Source organism: Hyphomicrobium sp. GJ21 (genome assembly GCF_001006785.1).
Taxonomy (GTDB): Bacteria; Pseudomonadota; Alphaproteobacteria; order Rhizobiales; family Hyphomicrobiaceae; genus Hyphomicrobium_B.
This window is the reverse complement of sequence record NZ_CDHO01000002.1, coordinates 804137-824416: the sequence shown is the minus strand read 5'-3', so window position 1 is coordinate 824416 and position 20280 is coordinate 804137. Positions and strand designations below refer to the sequence as shown.

The window sequence follows — 20280 nt, the reverse complement described above, 5'->3', positions numbered from 1 at the left end:
CGGGGCGGATCAACATGATATGAAGCGCAGGCTGTCGCAGATTGCAAGGGTGCAGGGTGCCCGAACGCCAATCCGGACAAAGCTGCGAAGAAAACGGCGGGTCCAACATTAAAAAAGGGACACTATGGCAGGGCAAGGACACTCTATTCGGCCGCTCGTTGCCGGCAATTGGAAGATGAACGGTCTGAGAGGGAGCCTCGCCGAAGCCGTGGCCGTTCGGGACGCGCTCGCTGGTCCGTTCGCCTCGATCGTTGCCGACGTCATGATCGCTCCGCCGGCAACGCTCATCGCGCCGCTTGCCGAGATTTCCGCGGGATCTCGTCTGGCGGTCGCGGCGCAAGATTGTCATGCGAAAGCTTCAGGGGCGCATACCGGCGACGTCGCAGCGGAGATGCTCAAGGACGCGGGTGCGACGGCTGTCATCCTCGGCCATTCGGAGCGTCGCGCCGATCACGGCGAGACAAATGCCGAAGTCAAAGCGAAAGCCGCTGCCGCGCATCGCGCGGGCCTGGTTGCGATCGTCTGTATCGGTGAGACGCAGGGCGAGCGGGCTGCCGGGGCGACGCTGAAAGTCGTGTCGCGGCAACTCAAGAATTCGCTGCCCGACGGCGCGACGGCCGCGAATACCGTCATTGCGTACGAACCCGTGTGGGCGATCGGCACTGGGCTGACGCCGACGCCGGCCGACGTCGAACAGGTCCATGCCGCCATCCGGCGCGATCTTTCGGAAGTGGCTGGTGCCGAAGGGGCGAACATCCGCATTCTTTACGGCGGCTCCGTCAAACCGGATAATGCTGCGGAGCTGATGGCGATTCCCAATGTCAACGGCGCGCTCGTCGGCGGGGCGAGTTTGAAAGCCAGTGATTTTCTGGCCATACTTCGGGCTTATGAGGGCCGATGATGCTTTCCGGACGCTTCTGTTGGATGGTCTTCGCCGCTGTTCTCGTTCCGGTTTCCGCGCACGCGACGAAGCCGAAGCTCGATAGCGACACCTGCGTGCAATTGCGCGCGGAGGAGAAGAAATTCCGCCAGTCGGGCATCCTCAACGACATGAGCAAGGGGCCGGAATGGGCGAAGGCTAACCTATCGGCGGCGCGCTTGCGCGAGGTGCAGCACTACATCGAACTCGACGAGCAGGTTCAGTTCGGCTGCCGGGACGCGCGGCTTTCGGTCGATGCCTTGAAAGCGAGTGCGGCCGCCGAACGTATCGAGATCAACTCGGATGCAGATCCGACGATCCCGATCGTCAAGGACCCGGTCAAGCCGGGCGCGGTGCCCGCAGCCGCAGCCAAAAAGCCGCCTGCGGAAAAAAACACCCGCAAAAAGCCCAAGACCGGCGATCCGAAGTCGGGCAGTCTCGAATCGCCTGGGAAGGCGGCTTCAGCGCGCGCGGCGGTATCTCCGTCCGTGCCGCCTTCCGCCGCAGACGGGACGGCGTCAACAAGCGCCTCGACGGCGCCATCTCCGAGCGTTTCCGGGTCCGAAAGCTCCAATCAGCTGATGTTCGGGTTCGGCGAGACTATGGTGATGCCGCATTCGGGCCCATGATTTTAACCGGTCTGGGGCTGGCCGGAACCGGCGCGCTGGTGTATAGCGGCCCGTCGCGGGCGAAACCTGCTCTATTCGACAACGCTAAATTGCTGGATTCGAGACCACTATGGCCACCGTTCTGCTCGTCATTCATCTCATGATTTCCACGGCCCTGGTCGGTGTGGTCTTGCTGCAGAAATCCGAGGGCGGGGCGCTGGGCATCGGCGGTAGCGCTGGTGGCGGCGGCGGATTTCTCACCGGGCGCGGCACGGCGAACCTGCTGACGCGCACGACGGCGGCGCTCGCAGCCGCATTTTTCGTCACCAGCATCTCGTTGACGTTGCTGGCGCGGCATTCCGTGAACGCCGGCTCGGTATTCGATTCGACGCGTCCGGCGGGCGCGCCCGTGACCGCTCCTGCGACGCCTGGCGAAAGCGCTCCGGGCCGTGGCGGCATTCTGGACAAGCTGCAGCCGTCGGGCCCGGCGGTTCCGCAGAACCAGTAAGCGCGACCTGCAAAAGCTTTGTTCATAGCGGCTTTCGTTTCCCGAAGGCCGATGGACCTCTGACGCGTTCCCTGCAAGTATCGCTACGGGCGACGGGTGGGGGACGTGGGTCATGGCAGCGCGCGGTTTGAGCGTTTTGCAGGCGGATGGCGGCTACAGCGCTGTTTCGCGAGGAAAGCGGGCAGTTGCGATCTTAGCGGCGGCCGTTGCCGTCGCAGCGATCGGTGGCTGCAGCGCAAATCTGGTCGACGGCTCGACCGCATCGACCGCCACCTATCAGCCCGCCAGTCTGTTTTCACCGAACGGTTACAGCGTTTCCGCCAACGCCGACGGCAGCTTGCATGTTACGGCCGCCGGGTCTCCGGGCACGCCTGCGTCGCGGCTTGAAAAGATCGCGCTGGCGCGTGCGGCGGAATATGGCGACGAGCAGCGCGCGAAGACCTTCAAAGCGTCGGCACCGCAAACCGGCATCACTTGCGGCAAGACGAAAATCGCTACCAAGGAAGGACAGCTCAACATCCGGCCTCTGGATTACCGGGCTGTCGCGGTCGACGTGACCTACGATCCCAAGGAACAGGGCGCCGACGTCCGCCCGACCCGGCAAACGGCCTCGGCGCTCAAGGCCGAGCTTCAATCCGATTCCGTGCCGCCCGAAGCGCAGGCCGCGGCTGCCCAGGAAGTCGCGCAGCACTGCGGCAGGTAGCTGCAACGTAGCCAAATTCGGCAACGATCCGGGATTGCGACCTTTTCGGTTGGTGACGATGCAAAAAAGCCGCTTCCGAATCCGGGTCGGGCTGTGCGAGAACCAAGGCCCATGCAACGGTATATCTTCATCACCGGCGGCGTGGTCTCCTCCCTTGGAAAAGGTCTCGCTTCCGCCGCCCTCGGCGCGCTTCTTCAAGCGCGCGGCTATTCGGTCCGGCTCAAGAAGCTTGATCCCTACTTGAATGTCGATCCGGGCACGATGAGCCCGTATCAGCATGGGGAGGTTTTCGTCACCGATGACGGTGCCGAGACGGACCTCGACCTCGGCCATTATGAGCGGTTCACGGGCGTTCCGGCCAAAAAGTCGGATAACGTCACGACGGGGCGCATCTATCAGGACATTCTCGCCAAGGAGCGGCGGGGCGATTTTCTCGGCGGCACCGTGCAGGTCATTCCGCACGTCACCGACGCGATCAAAAGCTTCGTGCTCTCGGGCAACGAGGACGTTGATTTCGTGCTTGTCGAAATCGGCGGCACGGTCGGCGACATCGAGGGCCTGCCGTTCTTCGAAGCGATCCGCCAGCTCGGCAATGAGCTTCCGCGCGGCGCGTCGGTGTTCATCCACCTGACGCTGATGCCCTACATTCCGTCCGCGGGCGAATTGAAGACCAAGCCGACGCAGCATTCGGTCAAGGAGCTGCGCTCGATCGGCATCCAGCCCGACATTCTGCTCTGCCGTTCCGATCGTGATATTCCGGTCGGCGAGCGCAAGAAGATCGCGCTGTTCTGCAACGTCCGGCCCGAGGCCGTCATTCAGGCGCTCGACGTCGCGTCGATCTATGACGTGCCGCTGGCATATCACCGCGAAGGGCTCGACCGCGAGGTGCTCGCGGCGTTCGGCATCACAGGTGCTCCGAAACCCGATCTCATGCGGTGGGAGACGATTTCGCGCGGCATCGCGCAGCCCGAGGGCGAGGTCACGATCGCCATCGTCGGCAAGTACACCGGGCTCAAGGACGCTTATAAGTCGCTCAACGAGGCGCTCGTTCACGGCGGCATTGCCAATCGGGTCAAGGTCAACCTCGAGTGGATCGAAAGCGAGATCTTCGAGCGTGAAGATCCGGCGCCTTATCTCGAAGGCCTCAACGGTATTCTCGTGCCGGGCGGGTTCGGCGAACGTGGGTCGGAGGGCAAGGTGCTGGCGGCGAAATTCGCGCGCGAGCGTGGCGTTCCCTACTTCGGCATCTGTTTCGGAATGCAGATGGCGTGCCTCGAAGCGGCGCGAAATCTGGCGAACATCCACGACGCCAGCTCGACGGAGTTCGGTGAAACGAACCAACCCGTCGTCGCAATGATGACGGAATGGATGCGCGGCAACGAACTCGAGGAGCGCCGCCAGGGCGGAGAGCTCGGTGGCACGATGCGCCTTGGCGCTTATGCGGCGGAACTCCAACCGGGCAGTCATATCGCCAAAGTCTACGGATCGACGACGATCTCCGAGCGTCACCGCCACCGCTATGAAGTCAACATGCGCTATCGCGAAGCGCTGGAGCGTGCTGGCTTACGGTTTGCCGGTCTATCGCCGGACGGGCTGCTGCCTGAAACGGTCGAGTATCCGGATCATCCGTGGTTCATCGGCGTGCAGTATCACCCGGAGCTCAAGTCGCGGCCGTTCGATCCGCATCCGCTGTTCGCGAGCTTCATCGCGGCGGCCGTAGAGCAGAGCCGCTTGGTCTAGACCTTCGAGGTCGCCGATAGCGCTCTGCGATCGTTCAAATGAACTCCACAAACGAAAAATCCCGGCTGCGAAGCCGGGATTTTGTCTTTGATCTCCTGAGCCGGGCGTCGACGTTATGGCGTCGTCGGGGCGGGTTCTGCCGGAGCAGCGGCCGGTGCGCTGGTTTCTGCCGGCGTCGTAACGGTTTTGACGTCGAGGCGCAGCGCGCCCGAGTAGAGCAGGCCGCCGAACACGACGGCGAACACAAGCGCCGTTACCACCGCGTTCAAGAAGCGGTTGGAGAAAGAGATCAGATTGCCGATCAGATCGAGAACGAACACGATCACGGCGCCTATCAGAACAGGCTCAATCCAAGGATATTGTTCAAGCATGCTAGTCCCCAAGTCCCTTTTGTTTATGCCGCCTCCCGAGTCGCGGCTTGCAAGCGTTTCTATAGCATAGCGCGGGGAATTTGGCCTATGGCGTTGCACAATAGGGCGGCAGGCGATCGCTGCTCGCCGGGAGTGACGCGAAGCGTGGGCTGATAGTGGGGTGCGTCACCCTCTTCATCGCTTTCGCGGATGAAATGCTATAACAGTTCGCGATTTCGTGATCACGAAAAGTTTGAACGCCGTTAGTGAAAAGAGATTGGTGTTTTATAGGTTAGCTCACTAAGTACATTCGCAACAGGAACAACCTGTCGAATACCGAGGAGGACACACCATGAAAGTCTGGACGAAACCGGCAGTTCGCGAGCAGGAAGTTGGTCTCGAAGTCACGAGCTATCTCCCGGCTGAGATCGATCTGATCTAACGAATTCGAACCACACGGTTCCTAAAGCGGCGGCCCACTGGGCCGCCGTTTTTGTTTGTGCGGGATGACGCGCGCACAGGGCTCGCGGCGCCGCGTCCGGGTCGCTATAAACCTCCCATGACTCATCATGAAACGCTGAAGCCGGCGGCGCAGGTTCGCGCAGGCAACGTGCTCTTCGCCAACGATGCGCCAATTTCGGTGCTCGCCGGGCCTTGCCAAATGGAAAGCCGGGCGCATGCCCTGGAGACGGCGGCGGCGCTGGCCGAGGCTGCAAAGAATCTCGGGATCGGCCTCGTCTACAAATCGTCGTTCGACAAGGCGAACCGGACTTCGCTTTCGGGGCGTCGCGGCATCGGCTTGGATGCGGCGCTTCCGATATTCGCCGAGATCCGCGAGCGTTTCGGATTGCCGGTCGTGACCGACGTGCACGAGACGGAGCAATGCGCGCGCGTTGCGGAAGTCGTCGATGTTCTCCAGATCCCTGCGTTTCTATGCCGGCAGACGGACCTGCTGATCGCCGCCGCCACGACGGGCCGCGTCATCAAGATCAAGAAGGGTCAGTTTCTTGCGCCGTGGGACATGAAGAACGTCGTCGCGAAAGTCACGGGCTCGGGTAATCCAAACGTGCTGGTCACCGAACGTGGCTCGAGCTTCGGCTACAACACGCTCGTCGTCGACATGCGGGCGTTGCCGCAAATGGCTGAGACGGGCGCGCCGGTTATTTTCGATGCGACGCATGCGGTGCAGCAGCCGGGCGGGCAGGGGACATCGTCGGGTGGCGACAGGCGGTTCGTGCCCGTGCTGGCGCGTGCGGCGGTCGCGGCGGGCGTCGCGGGTCTTTTCATCGAGACGCATCCGGATCCGGATCACGCGCCGTCCGATGGACCAAACATGGTGCCGCTAAAGGATTTCGCAGCGCTCATCTCTGAGCTTCAGGCGATCGATCGTGTCGTGAAGAAAAAGAGCGCGAGCCAGGCTTGAGGTCTCGCGCTTGTTTTGTGCCTGAGCGATCGTCTGCACAGGCGATTTAGGTCGTGGCGTGGTTCGTCAGACATTCGCAGCGCTACGAATGCTTTCGGTAATTTTCCCCGCACCAGCTGGAGGTCGTCGCGACCGGCGTGAAGCCGCGACGGCTGGCGCGAGACTTTGGCTTCAGATTTTCGCAGACCAGAACTTGATCGCCAGCCGGTCGACTTGAGACTTGCTGGTGAGGGCATCGAATTGCGCACCGTTCGCGACGACGATGCCGGCGGTGCAGGCATGACCTGAACAGGCGAGCAGCGGCGCGGACTTTCCAACGTTGATGGCAGCAATCGCCATCGACGTCATCAACAGGCTCATTGTCGAGAAGCAGGAAACGTAGGCAAGGGCACGCGAAACAATTTCGTATTGCATCTGTCAACCTCACAAAACGCGAAACAGGGAAGACGACACATCGCTTGCAGTTTCGATCTGGGGGCCGGGAGAGGCGCGGATCGAATGCATTCAAGGTATGTCAACCTTGGTTAAGGGCGCGTTAAGGCTAACGAGGCGTGAAGATTTTTTTCGCGATGGGAGCGTGGATCGAACGCGAGCGCGTCGGCTGTTTGCGGATAGCCACGTCGCGTGGATGGCCGCCTGTGCGGCCATCCACGGCATTGACGGGGAACGCGCGATCAGGCGTGTCGTGCGAAGCAGGAGCTGCGGGATGTGCCGAGGAAGCGCTAGCTCTTCATCTCGGCGCGAATGGCGCGGGCGATCTCGCCTGCACGCTCATCGATCAACTGCGGGATTTCGCAAGCGATCGGAATGTTGGCCTGCTTTTCCTGGAAGGTGCGGATTTCCCACTTGTACTTTTCCGCCGCGTCCGACTCGCGACCGGCAACACCGACGTCAGCTCCCGGATCTTCCGCAGCGGCCTGCTCTTCCGGCTGAATTTCTAACGCTTCCTTCTCGATCGCTTTTGAGCGCTCAACCTGACGCTTATGGAATTTTTCGATGCCGTTCATGACGGTCTTCCGGTCTTCGTTCGTGCGCGTCAGCACGGCGGAGAACAGTTCGGTCAGCTTGGCATCGCGCTGATCTTCGGAAAGTCCCGCCGCGTATTTCTTGATCGCGGTGTCGACTTCATCGATTTTCACCCGGCGCGAAATAAGGAACTGCGAGAGCTTTCGGATCGCGTCGTCCTTGTGCCAGCTCGTCGTATCGGTGATTTCGGGGCCGTCCCAGATCATCGCGGCGGTAAGTTGCGGCACCTTGCGATAGATGCACGGCCACTCGTCTTTTTTGACTTCGGGTTTGGCATCCTCTGCAAACGACGGAGCGGAGATCAGGGCGACGGTCGCCATCGCGGCCAGGCCCGACAACGACCATCCGGCCAATCTCGAAATGAAGTTCGTGATCATATCGCACCTCATCATGCTGGACCGCCCGGTCCGCCCCGGCGAGCAATCAAGCCCTTCGAGGGATTGTAGGCAAACACCGCCGCGCCGAGGAAAATCACCGTGCAGGCGACGACGACGGCAAGCGAAATCGTGTCGATCTGTCCGTACAGCGCGAAGCGGACCAGTTCAACCGCGTAGGTGAAAGGATTGAGGCGGCAGATTTCGTAAAGAAGCGGGCTTGCCTCGCGAATGCGCCAAAGAGGGTAAAGAGCGGACGATGCGAAGAACATCGGGAAGATGACGAAGTTCATCACGCCCGCGAAGTTTTCGAGCTGCTTGATGACTGATGAAATGAACAGCGCCAGGGCGCCGAGCATCAGTCCTCCGAGCACGATCGCAGGGATGACGGCGATGTAGCCGAGGGCGGGCTGAAGGAAGTCCGGAACCGAAAACAGCGTGTAGACGATCGGGTCGCCCATCGCCGGGATCACGTTGCCAGCCCAGCTTGGCGGATCGAAGAAGGTGAAGAGCTTCACTTCCGTAATCGGCGGCGGCTGGATGCCCCACCAATAGGCGACGAACAGGAAGGCAAACGCTTGCAGCAAGGCGACCGATACGCCGCCGAGGAGCTTCGACAGCAGCAAGAACGAACGCGGGAACGGACTGACGAGCAGGGTTCGCATCGTGCCCGTTTCGCGGTCGTAGACCATCGACAGCGACGACTGCATCGCGTTGAAAAGCAGGATCATCGCGATCAAGCCCGGCGCGATGAATTCCTCATAGAGAACGTAAGTTTCATAGGGCGGGATGATCGATACGCCGAGTGTCTGGCGAAACCCGGCTGCGAAAATGAAGAGCCAGATCAGCGGGCGCACGAGCGCCGAGAGGAAGCGTTCGCGCTGGTGCAGGTAACGCAGGATTTCGCGCCAGACGATGCCCTTGAAGCAGGCGACATAGCCGCTGATGCCGAGGCGGCGGCGCGCGGCGAAGTTCGTCTCTGCGAGGCTTTCGGATGCCGCTGTCGAAAAGGCGGGCGTTGCCATCAAGCGGCCTCCTCGATCGGAGCCTTAGTCCCGGTGATGGCGCGAAACGCCTCGCGCACGCTGCTGGTGCCGGTTTGCGAGAGAAGCTGCGGAACACCGCCGCTGAAAAGAACGACGCCTTTGTGCAGAACGATGACCTGATCCGTGCGCAGGACTTCGTCCATGAGGTGCGTCGCCCATAGTACGCCAAGGTGTTCCCTGGCCACGAGATCGCGGACGATTTTGATCACGCCCTCGCGCGAGCCAAGATCGAGGCCGACGGTCGGCTCGTCGAGCAGGAGCAAGTCCGGCCGATGCATCATCGAGCGGGCGATCTCGACGCGGCGGAGCTGGCCGCCCGAGAGTGCGCGGACCTTCTCATTGCCGCGATCGGCGAGGCCGACGAGTTCGAGGGCGAGGCGCGCGCGGTCCGTGGCCTCGCGATTGGAAAAGCCGTGCAGCGCGGCGTGATATTTCAGGTTCTGCGTCAGCGTCAGATCGATGTCGAGCGTGCGGCTTTGAAAGACGACGCCCAAGCGCTGCAAGGCCTGCGAAGGCTTGCGGCGCACGTCGAAGCCGCAGATTTCGATCTCGCCGGTGACGTTGTCGTAGAGGCGCGTGATGAGCGAGAACAGCGTCGATTTTCCGGCGCCGTTCAGTCCCAGAAGCATGACGAACGCGCCGGGCTCCACGGTCAGCGAGACGTTGTCGAGGACCTTCTTGTCGCCGAAGCTATGGCTGACGCCGTTGACGACGAGCGCCGGCGTCCGGCTGGTGTCAGTCGAAGCCGGTTTCGTTTCTGCCGTTGTCGTCGTCATCTGTTCTCGCAATCCGTATGTAAGTCGCGATCAATCGGGTGATACGACGACGCCCCAGGGGTAGCGGCCGACCTTGATCGACTTGATCGCCTTCTGGTTGGCAACGTCGATCACCGTCACATCGTTCGAAGCGCCGTTTGTGGTGAGCAGCTGTTTCCCGTCGGGCGTGAAATACATCTGCCAGACGCGTTGGCCTACCAGAATGTATTTCAAAACTTTGAGAGTGGCAGTGTCGACGACGGCCACGCGGTTAGCCGGGCCGAGCGCGACGAACGCTATTTTGTCGTCCTTGGTGATGCGCACGCCGACCGGCTGGATGGCTTCCTTCGTGATGCCGGGAATTTCGAACGTGACTTTGCCGATGATCTTGCGGTCGGCCGGGTTGATGACCGTGACGGTGCCGCCGACCTCTGAGGACACCCAGAGCTGCGTTTGGGAATGATTGAACATCGCGACGCGCGGGCGGCTATCGACGAGAACGTTGTCGAACGTCTCGTGCTTCGTCGTGTCGATGAAGTGGGCCATGTTCGTCGTTTCCGACGTGTTGACCAGCACTTTGCCGTCGGGGCTCATGCCCATGCCTTCCGGCTCGACGCCGACGGGGATCTCGGTGATGACCTGCGAGGTGTGAATATCGACGACGGTGACGAGATTGTCGTCCTCGTTGGCAATGTAGAGGCGATTGCCGTCGGGATGCAGGGTCAGAAGTTCCGGATCGGGGCCTGATGGCAGCGACTTGACGTATTCGAGCGTCTTGGCGTCGTAGACTTTCACGTCATTGTCGTCGCTCGTGCAGATGATGATCCATTTGCCGTCATTCGACATCACGATGCCGCGCGGGCGCTGGCCGACCTTAACCGTCTTGATGACTTCGAGCTTGTCGGTGTCGATGACGCTGACGCTATTGTCTTTTTCATTCGTGACGTAGGCGGTGTAGGCGTCTGCAGTGCTCGTGCCTGAGGCTATGGCGGCCGCCGACAGGAACGCCGTAAAAATCGCTGAAGATCGCGACATCGCTAGTCTCCGAAGATCACATGAGGGATTGGGCTGCCGTTGCTTACCGGGTTCTGCGGACATCGGCATCATTGCGTGTAGGCTTTGCACTTGGTTTCCGGCTTATCGTATCCGAGCGTGTCCAGGACGCTCGTCTGATGCAGGAAGCCGGCTTGCGGCGAGACGCTGACGGGTAGTTTCGGCGTACCGATAATGAGCGGCTCGCGCAGTTGACCGTTCCAGGTTCGGAAGCTGGTGGCAACGCCCTTGAACGCGGCAACCTCGAAGTCCGGCGACTTGATGAAGGCGCGCAGCGTGTCGAAATCACCGGCGTGCTTGCGAGTTGCGGCTTCGCCGATCGCACGTGTCGCGACCCATGCGTCGTAGTCGATGTTGCGCATCAGGCGGCTGTTCAGCTTGCGGAAGCGATGCTGGAATTGCGTGCCGCCCCAGAACTCGAGCGCCGGATGCCAACTCGCCGCCGTCAATCCGGCAGAGCCAGCGATGGGCCGCGGCACCCAGGTCCGGAAGGGAAAATAATCTGCGAAGAGATGCTTTTCGTCGGCGATAATGATGACGTCGTGATCCTTGGCGTTCTGCAGGAATGTCGGGATCTGTTGCTGAACCTGCTCATAGCCGCCGTCGGCGCGGCGGCTGCCAGTGTCCTGCTTGAACTCGAGTTCCTGGACGATCTTGCCGCCGAACTTCTTGGCTGAGCGCCGGTAGGCGTCAGCCAGGAGCTTGTCTTCCGGCGTTGGCCCGTAAACGAGCAGCCAATTGCGCCATTGCTTCCAGACGAGATATTGCGCGAGCGCGTCGGTCAGCATCGATCGCGTCGGTGCGATGTGAAGGACGTTGGCGCGGCAATCCTCTTCGCGAAGGCGGTCGTCAGGATTGCCGACGTTGAAGATCAGGGCATTCTTGCCCTTCAACGCATCGGCAAACTTCAACAGAGCGTCGGGTTCCATGTCGGCGATGATGAAGTTGTCGCCGGCGTCGATTTTTTCCGTCGCGCCTTTGATCAGATCGTCGACGCTGCCGTTCAGCACGTCGAGCTTGTAGGCCTGGTTGAGGAAGCGGCCTGTGGTATTGTTGTCGGCGATCGCAAGCTTGGCTCCCGCGACGCCGTCGTCGGCGGCCGGGAGATCGAGCATCGAAAGCGGCAGTTCCTCGTCCGTACGATCCTGCTTGGCGTATAGGATGGAGATCGTGACCTTTTTCTTCTCGGAAGCATTGGTGTTGGCGGGTTGCGATTGCGCGGCTGGCTCGGCGGCCGATGGGGCCGGTTGCGGCGCGGCGTCCTGAGCAAAGGCGGTGGAGGTGAGCGCCGCGCATCCGACGAACATGCTGGAGATAGCGGCTGTCCACGGACGCGACCGTTGAGCAGAGCAGACTGGGCGCAAGGGCAATGATCCAACTCCAGTATAGCTTTTGGACAAGCAATCGCGAACCGCACGGCCGACCGGACCGGGTGGTTTCAGGTGTTACTGTATTACTTTAAAAGGGGGTGTCTCACCGGCTTGTCAAGGCAGAGCCGTTTGGCTCGCGCGTTTGTGACCGGGCGTTTTTGCCAAAGTCCGAAGGAACCTCTTGCAATATCACTGAGGTAACGAGCACGTAAGAGATGGCGCGCTTCGGCCGAGCGCAATTGTTCACTCATTGGGCTAGCTTTCGTCGCCGGCTCGCAATCGAAATGGACCGAAACGCCCATGATTCAACGGATTTTGTTTGCTCTCGCCGTCGTGTTTCTGGCGACCCCGGCGATGGCTGCCACCAAGGCTGCGGTGTTCCCGTTTGATTTCCACGATGCGCAGCAGGACGGCGAAATGTTCCCGCAGAATGATCCCGAAGATTTGCGGCGTCTACAACTCGTGGCCGACGAGCTGAAATCGTTGATGCAGAAGGATGAGCGTTTCGACGTCGTCGATCTGTCATCGAAGGCAACGGAAATCGAAGCCGCGTCGCCGTTCTATAAGTGTGACGGCTGCGAAGTGCCGATTGCCAAGGACGCGGGCGCCGATATCGCGGTGACGGGCTACGTCGACAAGCTTTCGAGCGCCTCGCTCAATTTACAGATCATCGTGCGCGACGTGGCGACGGGGCAGCCGACGAAAACCATGTCGGCGGCAATCAGTGGCAACACCGACGATATGTGGCTGCGCGGTGTGCGATATCTTTGGAAGAACCGTTTCAACGCCGAGGCCGAACAGAAATGATCGATCTCACTCGCCGGCAAGCTCTTGGTGCTGGACTTGCGCTGTCCGCGACTTCGATGTTTCCGCGTCTGGCTCGAGCATCGGTGCCCGTGCGGCTGACATCGGTCAAGTTCGGCTCGGTGAGCTGGCTCATCGATACCTTGCGCGCAGAAGGCATCGACAAGAAACACGGGCTCGATCTCGAGGTCGTCGAAGTCGCGAACAATGCGGCGGCGCCGATTGCACTCCTTTCCGGCAGCGCCGACGTGATCGTCAGCGATTGGACCTGGGCGTTGCGGCAGCGCGCCAAGGGTGACGATCTGAAATTCGCTCCTTATTCCGCCGCGCTCGGCAGCCTGATGGTGCCCAAGGACAGTCCGATCAAGTCCTTCGGCGATCTCGTCGGGAAGAAGATCGGCGTCGCGGGGACGGGCATCGACAAGAGCTGGATTTTACTTCGCGCCTATTCGCGCAAAGTGATCGGCAAGGATATCGCAAACGTCGCGGAACCGGTTTTCGGCGCAGCGCCGCTCGTCACCGCCGAGTTCAAGGGCGGACGGTTGGATGCTGTCCTGAACTTCTGGACGTATGCGGCGCGTCTGCGTGCCGATGGCGCGCGAGAAGTTCTTTCGATGGCGGATGTCGTCAAAGGCTTGGGCATCAGTCCGACGCCCGCACTTGTCGGGTTCATTTGGTCTGAAAAGGCGGTGGCGCAAAAGAGCGTGCCCGTTGACGTTCTTTTGAACGCGGTTGCCGATGCGAATGAGGTACTGGCAAAGTCGGACGCCGCATGGGAGCGACTGCGGCCGTTGATCAAACCAGCCTCGGACGCCGAGCTCGTTGCGATTCGCGACTACTACAGGTCCGGAATTACCGGAGCATGGGGACCGGAAGAGACGGCGGCAGCGGAAAAGCTGACCAACCTTCTCATCGAACTTGGAGATGCGGAACTCGTAGGCGATGGCACCCGTTTCGACCAGCACCTCTTCCATACCTAGGCCGGCGCGCGCCCTCGGCTTCAATTCGACAATCGAGCGCTTTGCCTGGATGGCGGGATCGCTGCTGGTTCTCGGTCTTTTCTGGCATGTGCTCGCGGTCGTCCTTCAGAACAGATATCTGCCGACGCCGGTCGCCGTTTTCGACATCATGCTTCGGGAAGCTGAGAGCGGCGAGCTTTGGAAGCATACGTCGGCGACGCTTGCGCGTGTCGCGATCGCCTTCATCTTCTCGATGTTCATCGGAACGGCGATCGGGCTCGCGCTCGGCAAATACAAAACCGCGGACAAGTTTTTCGATGCGTGGCTGACGCTGTTTCTGAACCTGCCGGCGCTCGTAACGATTACGCTCTGCTACATCTGGTTCGGGCTGACGGACGTCGCGGCCATCGTCGCGGTCGCGCTGAACAAGATCCCGAACGTCGCCGTCAACATGCGGGAAGGCGCGCGCAGCCTTTCGAAAGACCTCGCCGAGATGGCGACGATGTACAAGTTCGGAAGCTGGAAGACGCTCCGGCACGTGACGCTGCCGCAGCTGGCGCCGTTCTTTGCCGCCGCCGCGCGGTCGGGCTTGTCGCTCGTTTGGAAGATCGTGCTGGTCGTCGAAGCCTTCGGACGTTCGAATGGCGTTGGCTATCGGCTGGCGATCGCGTTTCAGGAATTCGACGTCGGCACGATCCTGGCCTATGCGCTGGCGTTCATTCTGATTGTGCAGATCATCGAGTTTACGATTTTGCAGCCGCTGCAGGCACGGGTGAGCGCATGGCGGCGATGAACGGACAAGATGCAAGCGGCGCAATCCGCGTCGCGGTCAAGCGCAAGATTTTTCCGGCGGTCGGTGATCGCGAAGCGCAACTCGTTCTGCAGGATATCGCGTTCGAGGTTGCGCCGCGTTCGTTTCTGGTCATCACGGGACCGTCGGGCTGCGGGAAGTCGACGCTGCTCAACATCATTGCAGGTCTCGACAGGGACTACGAAGGCGCGATCGATCTCGGGCCTGCGAAAGACGGTGTGACATTCATCTTTCAGACGCCGCGGCTGCTGCCTTGGCGGACGCTTTACGAGAACATCGCGCTGGCGCTTCCGGACGGCGATCCTCGGCACGCTGAGATCCCCGCGATGCTGGACCGCGTCGGGCTGCGCGAGGCGCAGAACGCCTATCCCGAGATGCTGTCGCTCGGCATGCAGCGGCGCGCGGCGCTGGCGCGGGGGTTCATTCTCGAGCCCAAGATCCTGCTGATGGATGAGCCGTTCGTGTCGCTCGACGATCCGACGGCAGCGAGCCTCAGGGAACTGTTAATGGATCTCTGGCGGCGGCACCCGACGACCGTCATTTTCGTCACCCATGACCGCTCCGAGGCAATACAACTCGGGACGCGCATCTTGCGCCTCGCGCCGGGACAGGCGAGTGTCGCCCAGGATGTGGCCGTGACCCTGACGGATGCTCAGCGCCATGACCGGGCTGCGGTGCTCCAGGAGCAGAGCCGCATCTTCGCCATCTGATCTCCCTCGGATCTGCGATTTCATACTCTCGGACGATCGAATGATTGATATTTTGAAAGGGCGGCGTCCCGCCTTTCTGGCGAGCGTGACGAGCGCCGCTGAGGCGAGCCTGGTGCTTGCCGGTGGCGCCGACGTGATCGATTGCAAGGACCCATCGGCGGGCGCGTTGGGCGCGCTTCCCGAAGCCGTGGTTCGCGAGATCGTGGCTGGCGTCGCGGGCGGGCTGCCGGTTAGTGCGACTGTTGGCGATCTTCCGGCTCAGCCGAGCGTTCTCGTGGACGCCGCTGAGCGCATGGCCGCGACCGGCGTCGAGATCGTGAAAGTCGGATTTTTCGGCGATGAGGATGCGCGACCGGCGATCTCGGCTCTTGGGAAAGCGAAGCTCGGGCGCGCTCGGCTTGTCGCGGTATTGATGGCCGATCAGGCTCCGGACTTCGATCTCATTCCGCATCTCGCTGCGAACAATTTTGCAGGAGTAATGCTCGACACCGCGAACAAGGCGGCCGGGCGTTTGCCGACGGTGTTGCCCGCCAATGAGCTTTCAAAGTTCGTTCTGCTGGCGCGGAAATCGGGATTGATGTCGGGCCTTGCCGGGTCGCTCAGGCTGGAGGACATCGCGCCGCTCGCAAGCCTCGGTTCGGATGTGCTGGGCTTCCGTGGCGCACTGTGCGAAACGGGCCGTTCGAGCAAGCTCGATCCGGCGCGCGTCACCGCTGTCCGGCTTGAAATCAACCGTGTACAAACGATCGAAACGGCACGGGAGAAGTCCGTAGCATGACGGAAAAGAAAAAAGCGGCCAAGCCCGCGCGCGATGACAAGGCGGCAAAGCTCAAGCGTGCGGCCGCCAAAACGCGGCAGATCGGCGACAGTATTTTCGTGCGCGATTTCATCGTCGATTGCAATGTGGGCGTCTACGCCGAGGAGCAGGGCGTCACGCAGCGCGTGCGCTTCACCGTCGACGCGCGATTGGCGCGCGACGTATTCACGGTCGATGACAACATGGCCGACGTGCCGTCTTATGCCGACATCATCGACTTCATCGTGGCGTTGGCGCGTGCGGGGCACATCAATCTTGTCGAAACGTTCGCCGAGCGCATCGCCGAGCACGTTCTTTCCGACAAACGCATCATCGCGGTGCGCGTGATGCTCGAAAAGCTGGAGCGCGGTCCGCTGCGTGGCGTCGAGATCATCCGCCCCGCGACACGGGACGCGGCGCGCGAGTTTGGCCGTGGCTGAGAACTCGGCGGACACTGTCTCGCCGCTTGTCGTGAAAGTGGGTGGAAGTCTCGCTGAAACGGGCCGCATGCCCGCCGCGCTCTCCTTGATCGCAGCGGCGCGTGTTCCTGTTGTCGTTGTCCCGGGCGGCGGTCCGTTTGCCGACAGCATTCGTGCGTTGCAGCCGACGATGAAATTCGGCGAAGCGCTGGCGCATCGATTGGCGATGCTGGCGATGCATCAGATGGCCGAGCTGATCGTCGTGCAGAATGATCGTTTCACCGTTGTGCAATCGCTGTCTGAGATTTCCGATGCGGTGCGCGATGGCAAAGTGCCCGTCTGGGCGCCGCTGCGCATGATTGCTGGCGATGCCGCCGTTCCGGCTGGATGGTCGGCGACATCGGATACGCTCGCCGCCCGGCTTGCGGAGCTTCTGGGCGCGCCTCTCGTGCTTCTCAAATCCGTCGATGTTGAAGAGGTTGCCAGCCTCGACGACTTGGCCGCGCGCGGCGTGGTCGATCCAGTGATGCCGTCGATCGTTGCGCGCGGCAGTCTTTCGTGGTCCATTTTCGGGCCTTCGGACGACGCGCGGTTCTGCGCGCTTCTCGCAGGCGAAGGAGAGCGCTGATGCCGCGCATCGTCGAGACGATCATCACGACAACCGATGCATCGGGCGAAGCGTACATCGCGCCGCTTGGGCTGATCGAGGACGGGGCGCATTGGATCATCGCGCCGTTCAAGCCGTCGCGGACGCTCGAGAATTTGAGAGCCCATCCCTTCGCGGTTGCGAGTCATACCGATGACGTGCGCGTTTTCGCCGGTGGTGTGACAGGGCGGAAGCTCTGGCCGCTCACAGCAGCGACGACGATCAAGGGGCATCGTCTTGCCGACTGCGTGTCGCATTGGGAATTGAAGGTCGAGCGCTTTATCGAAGACGAGCAACGGCCGCGCTTTGCGTGCGCCGTCGTGCATCAAGAGACGCATAAGGTCTGGGAAGGATTCAATCGCGCGCAGGCCGCTGTATTGGAACTGGCGGTACTGACGACGCGGCTCAACATGCTGCCGCCCGAGAAAGTCGAGAACGAGCTCAAGTATCTCGAAATCGCGATCGCGAAGACCGCCGGTCCGCGCGAGGAAGAGGCCTGGGAATGGCTGATGGAAAAAATCAATGCCTGGCGGCAGGCGCGTTTCGATAAGTCACCCGAACCCCGATGACGCGCAAAGATCCCCAGAAAGCCGAGTTCATTGCGGCGCTTGCCGCAGCGCTCGAAGGCAAGACGTTCATCAAGCTAACGCTCGGAAAATTTCGCGGCGAGGGCGAGGCGAGCAAAGCCGTCGCGACGCTCGTTGCCTTGAAGGACGTGCCGCATCTGAAGGTCGTCACGAGTTTCGCGCGCAAGGACGACACCAAGACGTTCTCGATCAACGACGGCATCAATGCCGTCAAGGCGCTCATCGGGGAAACATACCTCAGCGCGACGTTGTTCTCGGCGGAACGCGATATGACGCTGACGTACAGCAAAAAGCGCGAACCGCATCTGACGTCCGGCAAGCCGACGTTGAAGCCGACCAAACCCGCCGCGCATGATCGGAGCAAGTCGTATCTCGTTCCGCCGGATCGGCCGTACCTCGAGGCTCTGCAGGTTTCGGACGCGGAAGGGCGCGTCAAGCCGACGATGCAGGGCAAGTATCGTCAGATCTGCCGGTTCATCGAAATCTTCGATGGGCTTTTGAAGGAAGGCAAACAGGATGGCGCGCAGACGCCGTTATCGATCCTCGATATCGGATCGGGGAAAGGCTACCTGACGTTCGCGCTTTACGATCACCTGACGACGGCGCTTGGACAAGATTGCCGGATGACCGGCATTGAGGTGCGCGGCGATCTCGTCAAGCTGTGCAACGAGCTTGCGCGCGCGTTGAAGTTTTCGTGTCTTTCGTTCGATGCGGTCGAGGCGCAGCAGAAGCGGGCCGCCGCCGATGTCGTCATTGCGCTTCATGCCTGCGATACGGCGACCGACGACGCCTTGGCGCTCGGTATCGGCGCGGAGGCGAAAATGATCCTCGTGGCGCCGTGCTGTCAGCACGAACTCGCGCCGCAGATCAACGATGCGCATGCAGGACTTGCGGGCATCATCAAATATCCGCTGCTGAAGCAGCGTCAGGCCGATCTCGTCACCGACGCTGCGCGCGCGCTTTTGCTCGAAGCGTCAGGATACAAGGTCAAGGTGATCGAGTTTGTCTCGACCGAGCACACCGCAAAAAATATTCTCATTGCCGCGACCAAATCGGCGAGCGTCAATCGCGATCGCGCCAAGCGCCAGTATCAGGAGCTGAAGCGCGCCACGGGGTTCGTTACGCAGCACTTGGTGGCGCAACTTAAGGGTGTCGAATGATCGCAAGTGTACCGATGGGATATTGTCTCACGCCGCGCTTGGGATCATGACTCGGGAACCATGCTGCGCTGCAACGGTTGTCAGTATGCCCTCCCGACCAGAATTTCCAGAAGAAGGTAGAGTTTGATGATTGAAGTCTCTCGCTTTGCGCGCCGGGCATTCGCAGTCGCTGCCATGGCGTTCGCGATGTCGGCCCCCGTTCTCGCGGGCCACGACGTGGTGCGGGACGATCCGGGTGTCGTTTCCGAACGCCTGCATCGCATGGGATTCATTTCCTGGCGCTACGTCAAATGGGATCACGGCTACTGGAAGATCGAAGATGCGCGCCGTGAAAACGGTCATCATTATGATCTGAAGCTGGAAGCCGGCACGTTCGACATCGTGCATTTGAAGCGCGATCGCGACTAAGCGAATCTCGCGCGACTTCATCAGCGGCCGCGGCATTCATTGCTGCGGCCGTTCTTTTCAGCCGGTCTTGCTTTGCAGCAATGCGACGGAAACGGCGGGCGCGCACCGCGTCGCCCAGATGCGACGATCCTCAGGCGCATCGATCAACGTACCGAAATCGGTGACTGGCAAATTCAGCCGTGACGCGATTTGCGCGACAACCGGCGCGCCGATACCCGCAGAGATGACCGCGTTCGTCATGAGGCCTGGACGCGAGAGAACCTGCAGCACGCCGTCGTGGATCGACCGCAGCTGGCGCTCGGCGATATATGCGGCGGACGCGCGCCACGTCGCCAGATGGCGCATGTCGGCATCGCGACCGAAGCCCCGCGAGAACCGCGCAAGACTTTCCGGCACTGATTTGCCGCGCTCATCGGTGGTCGCGTGCAGGTCGACGTCGTCTGCGAGTTCGCCGAGGATGCGCCGCACGTCAGCCATCGTCGCGAAGGTGTCGCGCGCCAGGCCTTGCCACTGTCCCGCGAGCGGCGCACGCGTCGCGACGGAGGGAACCGGCGTTCGCGTCAAGCCGGTGTAAACAAGCTCGCCGGTTTGCAGACGCTCGGCATCGCTCAAGCCCTGCGGGCGCTCGCAAGCGACGATGTCCGTCGTCGTCGAACCGAAATCGATAAGCAATGCGTGCGGCTGCCGCTCGGCGATGAGCCGCGCGGTCGCGAGAAAGTTTGCGGATGCGACGGAGAGCGGATCGCCGCGCGCCGCCTGCACGTCGCTGAAGCCTTTGAGCCCGGTGAAGATCCGGAGTTCACCGGAAATGCGTTGGCGCAGTTGCTCCAGCAGAGTGACGACGCCGTCTTCGCGGCTCGCGAAAATTTCGGTCAGCTCGGCCGTCATCGTGACGGCGTGGATCGTCGCATCGCTGACAATCGGAGCTGCGCTTGCGAGCGCGGCATCGAGTTGATCGAGGCCCTGCCATAGCGGGCATGCGATCTGCCGGACTGCGGCGAGACGGCCGTTTTCGATACGCGCCACTTTCAAGTGTGCGCCACCGACATCATAACCGGCGACAATCGTCATATCGTCTTCACCTCGCCATTCGACCCCGTGATAC

General features: G+C 61.4%; 25 protein-coding genes. 17 read left to right on the top strand and 8 right to left on the bottom strand.

All coding sequences use genetic code 11. The features are described from left to right. Positions 1-124 precede the first annotated feature (124 nt). From tpiA to HYPGJ_RS06935, 5 genes are all read left to right on the top strand, one after another. Positions 125-901 carry a triose-phosphate isomerase gene (gene tpiA / locus HYPGJ_RS06955; protein WP_046846459.1) on the top strand — a complete coding sequence of 259 codons (777 nt, stop codon included), beginning with the start codon at positions 125-127 and terminating at the stop codon, positions 899-901. After that, on the top strand, positions 901-1548 hold the full coding sequence (locus HYPGJ_RS06950) for a hypothetical protein (protein ID WP_046846771.1): 648 nt from the start codon (positions 901-903) through the stop codon (positions 1546-1548). The genes tpiA and HYPGJ_RS06950 overlap by 1 nt, the downstream gene beginning before the upstream one ends. Before the next feature lie 109 nt (positions 1549-1657). Then, positions 1658-2035 carry a preprotein translocase subunit SecG gene (secG, locus tag HYPGJ_RS06945; protein ID WP_046846458.1) on the top strand — a complete coding sequence of 126 codons (378 nt, stop codon included), beginning with the start codon at positions 1658-1660 and terminating at the stop codon, positions 2033-2035. Between the two features lie 112 nt (positions 2036-2147). Then, positions 2148-2738, top strand: coding sequence for a hypothetical protein (locus HYPGJ_RS06940; RefSeq protein ID WP_046846457.1), 591 nt, complete (start codon positions 2148-2150; stop codon positions 2736-2738). A gap of 111 nt (positions 2739-2849) precedes the next feature. Continuing rightward, positions 2850-4478 (top strand): CTP synthase, encoded by a 1629-nt coding sequence (locus HYPGJ_RS06935; protein WP_046846456.1) that lies wholly within the window; start codon positions 2850-2852, stop codon positions 4476-4478. Positions 4479-4591: 113 nt separating this feature from the next. Here HYPGJ_RS06935 and HYPGJ_RS06930 read toward each other — a convergent pair whose 3' ends face one another. After that, entirely contained in the window at positions 4592-4849 is a 258-nt protein-coding gene (locus HYPGJ_RS06930) for a hypothetical protein (protein ID WP_046846455.1), read from the bottom strand. Positions 4850-5180: 331 nt separating this feature from the next. Here HYPGJ_RS06930 and pqqA point away from each other — a divergent pair, with 331 nt between their 5' ends. Both pqqA and kdsA read left to right on the top strand, forming a co-directional pair. Then, positions 5181-5270: a pyrroloquinoline quinone precursor peptide PqqA gene (gene pqqA, locus HYPGJ_RS06925; protein ID WP_015597947.1), complete on the top strand. Its 90-nt coding sequence runs from the start codon at positions 5181-5183 to the stop codon at positions 5268-5270. Positions 5271-5387: 117 nt separating this feature from the next. Beyond that, positions 5388-6251, top strand: coding sequence for a 3-deoxy-8-phosphooctulonate synthase (gene kdsA, locus HYPGJ_RS06920; protein WP_046846454.1), 864 nt, complete (start codon positions 5388-5390; stop codon positions 6249-6251). A 171-nt stretch (positions 6252-6422) separates the two neighbouring features. Here the strand turns inward: kdsA and HYPGJ_RS06915 are convergent, their stop codons facing one another. The 6 genes from HYPGJ_RS06915 to HYPGJ_RS06890 all read right to left on the bottom strand — a co-directional run bounded on the left by HYPGJ_RS06915 (position 6423) and on the right by HYPGJ_RS06890 (position 11812). Next, positions 6423-6665, bottom strand: a complete 243-nt coding sequence (locus HYPGJ_RS06915) for a hypothetical protein (RefSeq protein ID WP_046846453.1) — start codon at positions 6663-6665, stop codon at positions 6423-6425. Between the two features lie 308 nt (positions 6666-6973). Next, positions 6974-7654 (bottom strand): hypothetical protein, encoded by a 681-nt coding sequence (locus HYPGJ_RS06910; RefSeq protein ID WP_046846770.1) that lies wholly within the window; start codon positions 7652-7654, stop codon positions 6974-6976. 11 nt (positions 7655-7665) lie between these two features. Further along, positions 7666-8676: an ABC transporter permease gene (locus HYPGJ_RS06905; protein WP_046846452.1), complete on the bottom strand. Its 1011-nt coding sequence runs from the start codon at positions 8674-8676 to the stop codon at positions 7666-7668. Further along, positions 8676-9473, bottom strand: a complete 798-nt coding sequence (locus tag HYPGJ_RS06900; protein ID WP_046846451.1) for an ABC transporter ATP-binding protein — start codon at positions 9471-9473, stop codon at positions 8676-8678. Before HYPGJ_RS06900 ends, HYPGJ_RS06905 begins: the two co-directional genes overlap by 1 nt. A 30-nt stretch (positions 9474-9503) precedes the next feature. After that, a complete protein-coding gene (locus HYPGJ_RS06895; protein WP_052750814.1) occupies positions 9504-10487 on the bottom strand; it encodes a PQQ-dependent catabolism-associated beta-propeller protein in 984 nt (327 codons plus the stop codon). Positions 10488-10555: 68 nt separating this feature from the next. After that, positions 10556-11812 carry an ABC transporter substrate-binding protein gene (locus HYPGJ_RS06890; protein WP_046846450.1) on the bottom strand — a complete coding sequence of 419 codons (1257 nt, stop codon included), beginning with the start codon at positions 11810-11812 and terminating at the stop codon, positions 10556-10558. A gap of 363 nt (positions 11813-12175) precedes the next feature. Between HYPGJ_RS06890 and HYPGJ_RS06885 the strand changes: the two genes are divergently transcribed. The 10 genes from HYPGJ_RS06885 (at position 12176) to HYPGJ_RS06840 (ending at position 19175) form a co-directional block, all read left to right on the top strand. Beyond that, on the top strand, positions 12176-12682 hold the full coding sequence (locus tag HYPGJ_RS06885) for a DUF3280 domain-containing protein (protein ID WP_046846449.1): 507 nt from the start codon (positions 12176-12178) through the stop codon (positions 12680-12682). Next, on the top strand, positions 12679-13659 hold the full coding sequence (locus tag HYPGJ_RS06880; RefSeq protein ID WP_046846448.1) for an ABC transporter substrate-binding protein: 981 nt from the start codon (positions 12679-12681) through the stop codon (positions 13657-13659). The genes HYPGJ_RS06885 and HYPGJ_RS06880 overlap by 4 nt, the downstream gene beginning before the upstream one ends. Then, the gene (locus HYPGJ_RS06875) at positions 13622-14431 is read left to right on the top strand and encodes an ABC transporter permease (protein WP_046846447.1); all 810 of its coding nucleotides are present in this window, start codon (positions 13622-13624) and stop codon (positions 14429-14431) included. Before HYPGJ_RS06880 ends, HYPGJ_RS06875 begins: the two co-directional genes overlap by 38 nt. Next, positions 14419-15159, top strand: a complete 741-nt coding sequence (locus tag HYPGJ_RS06870; protein WP_046846446.1) for an ATP-binding cassette domain-containing protein — start codon at positions 14419-14421, stop codon at positions 15157-15159. Before HYPGJ_RS06875 ends, HYPGJ_RS06870 begins: the two co-directional genes overlap by 13 nt. A gap of 40 nt (positions 15160-15199) precedes the next feature. After that, the gene (locus HYPGJ_RS06865) at positions 15200-15937 is read left to right on the top strand and encodes a (5-formylfuran-3-yl)methyl phosphate synthase (RefSeq protein WP_046846445.1); all 738 of its coding nucleotides are present in this window, start codon (positions 15200-15202) and stop codon (positions 15935-15937) included. After that, positions 15934-16395, top strand: a complete 462-nt coding sequence (locus tag HYPGJ_RS06860; RefSeq protein ID WP_013215494.1) for a dihydroneopterin aldolase — start codon at positions 15934-15936, stop codon at positions 16393-16395. The genes HYPGJ_RS06865 and HYPGJ_RS06860 overlap by 4 nt, the downstream gene beginning before the upstream one ends. Next, positions 16388-17002: a uridylate kinase gene (locus HYPGJ_RS06855; RefSeq protein WP_046846444.1), complete on the top strand. Its 615-nt coding sequence runs from the start codon at positions 16388-16390 to the stop codon at positions 17000-17002. Before HYPGJ_RS06860 ends, HYPGJ_RS06855 begins: the two co-directional genes overlap by 8 nt. Beyond that, entirely contained in the window at positions 17002-17589 is a 588-nt protein-coding gene (locus tag HYPGJ_RS06850) for a DUF447 domain-containing protein (RefSeq protein ID WP_046846443.1), read from the top strand. Before HYPGJ_RS06855 ends, HYPGJ_RS06850 begins: the two co-directional genes overlap by 1 nt. Continuing rightward, a complete protein-coding gene (locus HYPGJ_RS06845; RefSeq protein ID WP_046846442.1) occupies positions 17586-18767 on the top strand; it encodes an SAM-dependent methyltransferase in 1182 nt (393 codons plus the stop codon). The genes HYPGJ_RS06850 and HYPGJ_RS06845 overlap by 4 nt, the downstream gene beginning before the upstream one ends. Before the next feature lie 126 nt (positions 18768-18893). Next, positions 18894-19175, top strand: a complete 282-nt coding sequence (locus tag HYPGJ_RS06840; RefSeq protein WP_046846441.1) for a PepSY domain-containing protein — start codon at positions 18894-18896, stop codon at positions 19173-19175. 57 nt (positions 19176-19232) lie between these two features. Here HYPGJ_RS06840 and HYPGJ_RS06835 read toward each other — a convergent pair whose 3' ends face one another. Beyond that, on the bottom strand, positions 19233-20246 hold the full coding sequence (locus HYPGJ_RS06835; RefSeq protein WP_046846440.1) for a hydantoinase/oxoprolinase family protein: 1014 nt from the start codon (positions 20244-20246) through the stop codon (positions 19233-19235). Between the last annotated feature and the right edge of the window lie 34 nt (positions 20247-20280).

Excerpts from the sequence above, each read along its gene's own strand:
- tpiA (WP_046846459.1), top strand. The coding sequence starts at position 125 with ATGGCAGGGCAAGGACACTCTATTCGGCCGCTCGTTGCCGGCAATTGG.
- HYPGJ_RS06950 (WP_046846771.1), top strand. The coding sequence starts at position 901 with ATGCTTTCCGGACGCTTCTGTTGGATGGTCTTCGCCGCTGTTCTCGTT.
- secG (WP_046846458.1), top strand. The coding sequence starts at position 1,658 with ATGGCCACCGTTCTGCTCGTCATTCATCTCATGATTTCCACGGCCCTG.
- HYPGJ_RS06940 (WP_046846457.1), top strand. The coding sequence starts at position 2,148 with ATGGCAGCGCGCGGTTTGAGCGTTTTGCAGGCGGATGGCGGCTACAGC.
- HYPGJ_RS06935 (WP_046846456.1), top strand. The coding sequence starts at position 2,850 with ATGCAACGGTATATCTTCATCACCGGCGGCGTGGTCTCCTCCCTTGGA.
- HYPGJ_RS06930 (WP_046846455.1), bottom strand. The coding sequence starts at position 4,849 with ATGCTTGAACAATATCCTTGGATTGAGCCTGTTCTGATAGGCGCCGTG.
- pqqA (WP_015597947.1), top strand. The coding sequence starts at position 5,181 with ATGAAAGTCTGGACGAAACCGGCAGTTCGCGAGCAGGAAGTTGGTCTC.
- kdsA (WP_046846454.1), top strand. The coding sequence starts at position 5,388 with ATGACTCATCATGAAACGCTGAAGCCGGCGGCGCAGGTTCGCGCAGGC.
- HYPGJ_RS06915 (WP_046846453.1), bottom strand. The coding sequence starts at position 6,665 with ATGCAATACGAAATTGTTTCGCGTGCCCTTGCCTACGTTTCCTGCTTC.
- HYPGJ_RS06910 (WP_046846770.1), bottom strand. The coding sequence starts at position 7,654 with ATGATCACGAACTTCATTTCGAGATTGGCCGGATGGTCGTTGTCGGGC.
- HYPGJ_RS06905 (WP_046846452.1), bottom strand. The coding sequence starts at position 8,676 with ATGGCAACGCCCGCCTTTTCGACAGCGGCATCCGAAAGCCTCGCAGAG.
- HYPGJ_RS06900 (WP_046846451.1), bottom strand. The coding sequence starts at position 9,473 with ATGACGACGACAACGGCAGAAACGAAACCGGCTTCGACTGACACCAGC.
- HYPGJ_RS06895 (WP_052750814.1), bottom strand. The coding sequence starts at position 10,487 with ATGTCGCGATCTTCAGCGATTTTTACGGCGTTCCTGTCGGCGGCCGCC.
- HYPGJ_RS06890 (WP_046846450.1), bottom strand. The coding sequence starts at position 11,812 with ATGTTCGTCGGATGCGCGGCGCTCACCTCCACCGCCTTTGCTCAGGAC.
- HYPGJ_RS06885 (WP_046846449.1), top strand. The coding sequence starts at position 12,176 with ATGATTCAACGGATTTTGTTTGCTCTCGCCGTCGTGTTTCTGGCGACC.
- HYPGJ_RS06880 (WP_046846448.1), top strand. The coding sequence starts at position 12,679 with ATGATCGATCTCACTCGCCGGCAAGCTCTTGGTGCTGGACTTGCGCTG.
- HYPGJ_RS06875 (WP_046846447.1), top strand. The coding sequence starts at position 13,622 with ATGGCACCCGTTTCGACCAGCACCTCTTCCATACCTAGGCCGGCGCGC.
- HYPGJ_RS06870 (WP_046846446.1), top strand. The coding sequence starts at position 14,419 with ATGGCGGCGATGAACGGACAAGATGCAAGCGGCGCAATCCGCGTCGCG.
- HYPGJ_RS06865 (WP_046846445.1), top strand. The coding sequence starts at position 15,200 with ATGATTGATATTTTGAAAGGGCGGCGTCCCGCCTTTCTGGCGAGCGTG.
- HYPGJ_RS06860 (WP_013215494.1), top strand. The coding sequence starts at position 15,934 with ATGACGGAAAAGAAAAAAGCGGCCAAGCCCGCGCGCGATGACAAGGCG.
- HYPGJ_RS06850 (WP_046846443.1), top strand. The coding sequence starts at position 17,002 with ATGCCGCGCATCGTCGAGACGATCATCACGACAACCGATGCATCGGGC.
- HYPGJ_RS06845 (WP_046846442.1), top strand. The coding sequence starts at position 17,586 with ATGACGCGCAAAGATCCCCAGAAAGCCGAGTTCATTGCGGCGCTTGCC.
- HYPGJ_RS06840 (WP_046846441.1), top strand. The coding sequence starts at position 18,894 with ATGATTGAAGTCTCTCGCTTTGCGCGCCGGGCATTCGCAGTCGCTGCC.
- HYPGJ_RS06835 (WP_046846440.1), bottom strand. The coding sequence starts at position 20,246 with ATGACGATTGTCGCCGGTTATGATGTCGGTGGCGCACACTTGAAAGTG.